Below are 7,143 nucleotides of genomic sequence, written 5' to 3'. Positions count from 1 at the left end.
CATCTCTACTCCACGGAACGACTGGCAATCGTACCGGGCGTCGCGTTTGGGCCGGACATGAAAAACTACATACGGATCTCCTTCTCGGGCGCCGACTCCGTGATTGAAAGCGGCATGGACCGGCTAAAACTATTTTGCGCGGGATTGCAGCAACAACGTTCGCGGGATCGGATTTGAGAGCATATCGAAATCGGCCGTGTCCAATTTGTAACTGTTCGTGCACAAGCCGCCCGCCTTGGCACTGCGGAAGCGATCTGTCCCGGGCAAACGGGCCAGGGGCTTGAGTGCACAGGTTGCGCCTACGGCCAACCGTACGACCCGGAACCCGGAACCCGGGACATGGGGTGGGTTCCTTTGGTTTTGGAATGGGACTGCTCGCTTATCGTTTGCCCTTCGCCACGACGGTGCTGGGGCTGCGGCGGCAGTGAACGTTTCGACCTAGGCACCTGCCGGGTTTGATAGGCATCGGTCTGAGCACCCTTGTGGGGCAGTATGGGTTACTCCTTCGTCGCTAGCCACTCTCCCTCACCGCTGATCATGCTGAATCGCTTTCACGCATCGTGACCTGCTTAGTTTGTCAGCTTCCCTAGGTTCTTGAACAGCTCCAGCGCCTCCGGATTGGCCAACGCTTCCTTGTTCTTGATGGCGCGGCCATGCACCACGTCGCGCACCGCTAGCTCGGTGATCTTGCCCGATTTGGTGCGCGGAATGTCACTGACCGCTACGATCTTTGCCGGCACGTGACGCGGGCTGGCGCCGGTGCGGATCTTCGCCCGGATGCGCTTTTCCAGATCCTCGTCCAGCGTCACGCCGGCTGCCAGCCGCACGAACAGCACGACCCGCACGTCATTGTCGAAATCCTGGCCGATGCACAGCGCCTCCAGGATTTCCGGCATCTGCTCGACCTGGTTGTAAATCTCCGCCGTGCCGATGCGCACACCGCCCGGGTTGAGCGTCGCGTCGGAGCGGCCATGGATGATCATGCCGCCATGCGCGGTCCATTCGGCGAAGTCGCCGTGACACCAGACATTGTCGAAGCGCTCGAAATAGGCCGTCTGGTATTTCTTGCCCCCGGGGTCGTTCCAGAAGCCGATCGGCATCGACGGAAACGCTTTTGTGCAAACTAGCTCGCCCTTTTGCTCGCGGATCGGCTTGCCGTCATCGTCCCAGACATCGACGGCAAGGCCGAGGCCGGGGCCTTGTATCTCGCCGGTCCACACAGGTTGCGTCGGTACGCCGAGCACGAAACAGGAGACGATGTCGGTGCCGCCGGAAACCGAGGCTAGATGCACGTCCTTCTTGATGCCGTCATAGACGAAGCGGAAATCCTCCGGCGACAGCGGCGAGCCGGTGGAGGAAATCGCCCGCAGGGTGGACAGATCATGGCTGCGGATCGGCTTCAAGCCCGCTTTGCGCACGGAATCGATGAATTTGGCCGAGGTGCCGAAGAAGCTCATCTTCTCGGCATCGGCGAAGCTGAACAGGACGTTACCGTCGGGATAGAAAGGTGAGCCGTCATAGAGCAGCAGCGTGGCCCCCGAAGCGAGCCCCGACACCAGCCAGTTCCACATCATCCAGCCGCAGGTGGTGAAGTAGAAGAAACGATCGCCCTCGACCAACCCGGCATGCAGCCGGTGTTCCTTGACATGCTGGATCAGTGTGCCGCCGGCCGAATGGGCGATGCATTTGGGAATGCCGGTGGTGCCTGACGAAAACAGAATGTAGAGCGGATGCGAGAACGGCAGCCGCTCGAACGTAACGGGCTTGGCGACGAGAGGCGACAGCGCCTCTTCCAGTGCCACCGCCTTGTCGATGACATCAGCGACGTCGCGCGATGAGCCGAGATAGTCGACTATCAGCACCTTGCGGACAGTTTCAAGCTTGGCGGCAACAGCGACGATCTTGTCGGCGACCTCGATTGCCTTGCCATTGTACCAGTAGCCGTCCGGCGCAATGAAGACGACCGGTTCGATCTGGCCGAAACGGTCGAGCACGCCCTGTTCACCGAAATCGGGAGAGCAGGACGACCAGACCGCGCCGATCGAGGCGGCGGCAAGCATGGCGGCGATCGTCTCCGGCATGTTGGGCATCATCGCGGCAATGCGGTCGCCCTTCTTCACCTTGAGCGACAGGAACAACTGCTGAAACCGCGAGGTCAGCTGGTGAAGCTCGGTCCACGACAGCCGCCGCTCGATCTTGTCCTCGCCGCGAAACACAATCGCGTCACCGGAGCCGGTCTTCTTCAGCAGGTTCTCGGCGAAGTTCAGCGTCGCATCGGGGAAGAACGAGGCACCCGGCATCTTGTCGCCATCCGCAAGCACGGTCTCGCCCTTGTCGCCGACGATTCCGCAGAAATCCCAGACCAGGTCCCAAAAACCTTCGCGATCCTCGACCGACCAGCGATGAAGGTCGGCATAGGAGGAGAATGTGGCGCCGGCTTTCGTTTCCGCGGCCTTCAGGAAAGCGCTTATAGGCAGGGCCGAGACCCTCGCGCACGAAGGCTTCCAAAGCAGTTTGTCAGACATTCTGCGGTCCCAATAATTGATGACGACCAAGGCATTTTGTCGACTGGCGAGCTGTTTCGAAGCCCCTGCTCAGCCTAAGCAGGAACTACATTTCACAAAATTATCGATATTGCAAATTTATGTATCAAGTTTGTGCCAATCGCCATAGTGCGTATTTAACCGTCGCCCGTCTTGTGCTCTGACTTGCCTGGGTCGTCCGCCAACGTACAGCCGCTGGGTCGATAGGCGCGACCGCGGGTTTAGGTCAAATTATGAGCGAAACGAGAAGCCTTGCGAACGCTGCCATCCGCGGTCGACCGACAACAGAGACGCTCAGTCAACGCGCGGCCGGTTTGATTCAGCATGACATCCTTGGTGGTGTCTGGCGACCTGGCGAGAAGCTGGGCATTCATGCCCTGTCGAAGCGCTATGGAATTGGAGCCACTCCGGTTAGGGAGGGGCTATCGCGCCTTGCAGCGCGGGATCTGGTCAACGCGGAAGGACAGAAAGGGTTTCGGGTCGCCAACCTCTCGAAGTTCGACTTAACCGACATTACCCGCATTCGTACAATGATCGAAATCGAGGCGCTGGGACGGTCGATCCGCGACGGGGCAGATGAATGGGAGGCCGGGATTATTGCTGCATTGCACCGCCTAGTTCGCTGCATCCAGCGGGAACCGGACTCGGTTGCTGATGGCAACCCGAAGTTCGATCAAGTTCACAAGGCTTTTCATCGCGCGCTCCTCGATGCATGCGGATCGGAGCGCCTGCTAAGGCTCCATGACGACCTATACTATCAGGCCTATCGGTATCGTCGCTTGATGATGGGCAGCTATGCAGAGCAGCAAACAACACTGATCGCGGAGCACAAGCTGCTCGCCGAGATCGTGCTTTCACGCGACCTCAGCGGCGCTGAAGCAGAGTTGGCGCGTCACTTGGCCAGGACCCTTGAGATTGTTTACGGCGATCACCAGCCGGGTGAAGGGCGGCCGTGATACAGCCTGCAAGGCCCACGGGGGTGGATGCACGAAACGTGACCCAGCGGCATTAGATCGGTGCCTCAGGATCTCGTGATGGAAGCAAAGCCGACTTAACAGAACCTCAGTTGACAAGATCCTCCGTTTGGCATTGAATGCTGACTGATCGATCGAACAGGATGTTCGATCGATCTGAGGAGCGCATCTGAGAGCGCTTTCGGGACCCTGCGAGGAAGCCATGTTGAACGATGTGTTCGTGCTCGACGCAATTGCGCACGCGTATAGTTTTGCGGATAGCAACCGTATCGGTCAGCCCTATGCGAACGGCATTGCATCAGGGGTGTATCAGATGCATACCCAATATCATCCGCACGGTCGGGAAGATCTGGTTCTGGATGAGTTTACGTTTAACAATAAAATATGCGATCCAATTGTCACAGGACAAGTGTTATTTGGTGAAAGCCATACGGATGCGTGTATATACCATGAGTTGCCGCTCTACGGATATTTCAAAGATGGCGGATCGCCGCTGTGGGTGGGCGAGGAAATGCGGCAGCGGTGGCCGGGCCGGGTGTTTCTCTACGGAGGCGTTTCACCCCACCAGCCAAATGCACTCGATCGGGTGGATGAGCTCGTTGAGCGGCATCAGGTTTCCGGCATCAAACTTTACCCGCACGATATGATTTCCGGGCAGCTTCGCAGCTATCTCGTCGACGATGAAGAGCTCCTGTATCCGATTTTCGAGAAGGTGAGAAAGCATGGCCTGAAGACCGTCGCGATCCATAAAGCCATCGTGATGGGGCCCGTTCCGATCGAACCGTATTTCCCGTTTGAGGTAGGCGCGGCCGCGCGCGCGTTTCCGGACATCAATTTCGAGATCGTCCATGGGGGCTGGGCCTTCATGGAGGAAACGATCGCCCAGATGCAGTGGCATCCCAACATCACCGTCAGCACTGAAGGGACCACCGCGCTCCTGGCAAAGTCACCGCGCAAATTCCTTGAAATCATCGGCACTCTGATGATGAACGGGTTTACTGATCGAATTCTTTGGGCGATCGGCGGCCTTGTTGTCCATTCCCGCTGGTACGAAGAGGCGTTCTGGAAACTCGAGATGCCACGCGATCTCGTTGAAGGATACGGATTCCCGGAACTCACCGAAGAGGCCAAGCGGAAGATCTTGGGGCTGAATGCGGTCCGCTTGCTCGGCTTCGATGATGATTATGTCAGCAAGATCATGGTGGCAGACGAATACGCCAAACCGCGACGCTTGAGCGAGCCGTACTCCGCCCTGCGACAACCAGCCGCCTGAAACAGGAGAGATGTGATGCAAGAAAGCGAACTGCGTGATCTCATCGCGCGAACACTCGAAGGCATTCTTGATCCTTGCAGCATGGCGGCGGGCGCACCGGCGGGGCTGGTGTCGATGGGCTTGGTCGGCCCTGTCGATGTCACGCCGGCGTTGGGCTCAAACAAGGCCGACGTACGCGTGACACTGTTCGTCACCGAGCCCGGTTGCATGGTCTCCGCTCTGTTTCAAATCACAGCAAAAGAAAAACTGGAGAAAATCGAAGAGATTGCATCAGCCGATGTTCGTGTTGATCACGGACATCTCTGGGACCCAAGCCAAATGACAAAAGAATACAGGGAACGTCTTGGTAAATACAGGTCCTGTCAGACTCGACACATGCAGAAAGCAAATGCCTGAGGTCAGGCGAAATGGGAGAACGACATGTCTACACTTCTGGGGAATAAATCGGCAACGGTCGCGGGCGTGCTGGCCGTCAGCCTTATAGCCTGCCTGGCCGGTGTCGGTGCGTCTTCGGCCGCCGACGATGCGGTAGAATATGCCAAGAAAGTGGTTGCCGCCGGACAGCAAAGCAAGATGTCACGGGCACCCCTGGACCAGGGCGGCGTGGTTTGGAGTGGAGCCGATAGCTCGCCAAAACCGGCGGCAAAAATCAGCGTCGCGGTGATGCCGTGTCCGCTTTCGCTCAACGTGTGTCAGTTTCTATTCAAGTCGGCGAAGGAAGCTGCCGAAGCGATCGGCTGGGAAGCATTTCCGATCGACAACAAGGGCGATCCTGCCGTCGCGCAGAAGGCGGTCGATGCCGCCATCACCCGCGGCGTCAAGTGTGTGCTGACTTTGGCATCGCCTGCCCGCGATATCCGGTCCCAAATCAAGCGCGGCAAGGAAAAAGGAGTGGCCTTCGTGACCGGCTTTTCCGACGATCCGAAGGAATATGGCGGCGACGTTGGGTTTGGCGTTGATCAAAAGGCGGCTGGTTCGCTGCTTGGTGCGTACGTTGTGGCCAACGGCGGCGGCGGCGTTGTCATCTTCGATGCGCCGCAACTGCCGCAGCTCACCGTACGCCTGGATGGCTTCAAGGATTATATAGAAAAGCATGGCGGCGGCACCGCCAAGATCGTGCATGTGCAGGATTTCTCGCTGGCGTCAGGCGCCACCGATGAGATCACCAAGATGCAGGCCATTCTCACGAAATATCCCAAGGACAGCTTCAAATGGGTGATCGGCCCGTTTGACGAAGCCGTAGTTCCGCTGCTGGAGACCGCCAAGCAGAGAGATCGCAACGAAATAAAGGGACTTGGCTTTGACGGCGAGCCGATCTCCTACGACTCGCTGCGCAAGGGCGGATCGCAGGCTGCCACGATCAGCTGGGGCCTCGAATGGGTTGCATGGGCCGGCATCGATGAGTGCAATCGGGCATTGGCCGGAGCTCCCGTCGGCGTCAACAAGGACTTTCCCATTCAGCTGACGGACAGCACGAACGTGCCTGCGGAAGGCAAGCCGTACGAAACGGGCTTCGACTTCAAGGCCAAGTACAAGCAGCTCTGGTCGAATGCGCAGTGATTGAAGCTTGTTCCGGACGCGCGGCACAGTTTGTGCGTCCGGATCGGCGAAACTGGGAGTGTCTCCCTTGGGGCAGGACGTAGTAGGGTGATGAACGCGCCGACGCACGACCTTCGGACGGAATGGGCAAGTCCGCGGCTTGAGCAAACGGCTGCGCCGGCGCTGGTGTTTCACCGTGTCATCAAGGCGTTCGGCCCCACCGTCGCGGTCAACGATGTCAGCTTCGACGTCAAGGCCGGTGAGGTACACGCTCTCGTCGGGGAGAACGGAGCCGGTAAGTCTACCCTGATCCGGATTTTGGCTGGCGATCATCAACCGGACTCCGGATCGATCCTGCTTTCCGGGGTTGCGGTGAAGTTCACTCATCCGTTTGCGGCCCTGGAGAGCGGCATTGGCTTTGTCCATCAAATTCCAATGTACGTCGCCGATCTGAGCGTGACCGAGAACCTGCGATTGGGCTCGCGTTTTCTCAGGACGAGGATCGGATTGATTGATTGGAGCGCGGAACATGCCCAGGCTCGCGAGATTCTCTCGCAAGTCGGACTCTCAATCGATCCACGCCGACGTCTGGGCGACCTCGGCCCGGCGGAAAGACAATTGGTTGCCGTTGCGCGGTCCCTCCAAAGGAACCCGGGCGTCCTGGTTTTCGATGAAGTGACCGCTTCTCTGACAGAGCCGGAAGTCAAGATCGTCCACCAGCAGATACGCAGGCTTCGCGATCGGGGAATTGCAATCATCTACGTCAGTCATCGGCTTGAGGAAATCTTCAGTATCAGCGACCGCGTATCGGTGA

6 protein-coding genes are annotated in these 7,143 nt (G+C 58.4%); 5 read left to right on the top strand and 1 reads right to left on the bottom strand.

The features are described from left to right. Window positions 1-569: 569 nt before the first annotated feature. Entirely contained in the window at window positions 570-2,525 is a 1,956-nt protein-coding gene (locus tag EN943_RS33030) for an acetoacetate--CoA ligase (protein ID WP_127416140.1), read from the bottom strand. Window positions 2,526-2,776: 251 nt separating this feature from the next. Here EN943_RS33030 and EN943_RS33025 point away from each other — a divergent pair, with 251 nt between their 5' ends. From EN943_RS33025 to EN943_RS33005, 5 genes are all read left to right on the top strand, one after another. After that, window positions 2,777-3,499 carry an FCD domain-containing protein gene (locus EN943_RS33025; RefSeq protein ID WP_127416139.1) on the top strand — a complete coding sequence of 241 codons (723 nt, stop codon included), beginning with the start codon at window positions 2,777-2,779 and terminating at the stop codon, window positions 3,497-3,499. A 232-nt stretch (window positions 3,500-3,731) separates the two neighbouring features. Continuing rightward, a complete protein-coding gene (locus EN943_RS33020; protein ID WP_245476064.1) occupies window positions 3,732-4,790 on the top strand; it encodes an amidohydrolase family protein in 1,059 nt (352 codons plus the stop codon). Window positions 4,791-4,805: 15 nt separating this feature from the next. Then, a complete protein-coding gene (locus EN943_RS33015) occupies window positions 4,806-5,186 on the top strand; it encodes a hypothetical protein (RefSeq protein WP_127416137.1) in 381 nt (126 codons plus the stop codon). Window positions 5,187-5,210: 24 nt separating this feature from the next. Further along, the gene (locus tag EN943_RS33010) at window positions 5,211-6,350 is read left to right on the top strand and encodes a substrate-binding domain-containing protein (protein ID WP_127416136.1); all 1,140 of its coding nucleotides are present in this window, start codon (window positions 5,211-5,213) and stop codon (window positions 6,348-6,350) included. Window positions 6,351-6,440: 90 nt separating this feature from the next. Beyond that, on the top strand, window positions 6,441-7,143 hold a 703-nt coding region (locus EN943_RS33005), incomplete at its 3' end, for an ATP-binding cassette domain-containing protein (RefSeq protein WP_164778503.1).

Source organism: Mesorhizobium sp. M7A.F.Ca.US.006.01.1.1 (assembly GCF_003997935.1).
GTDB lineage: Bacteria > Pseudomonadota > Alphaproteobacteria > Rhizobiales > Rhizobiaceae > Mesorhizobium.
The sequence above is the reverse complement of the archived record's forward strand: the minus strand, read 5'-3'. Positions and strand labels throughout refer to the sequence as shown.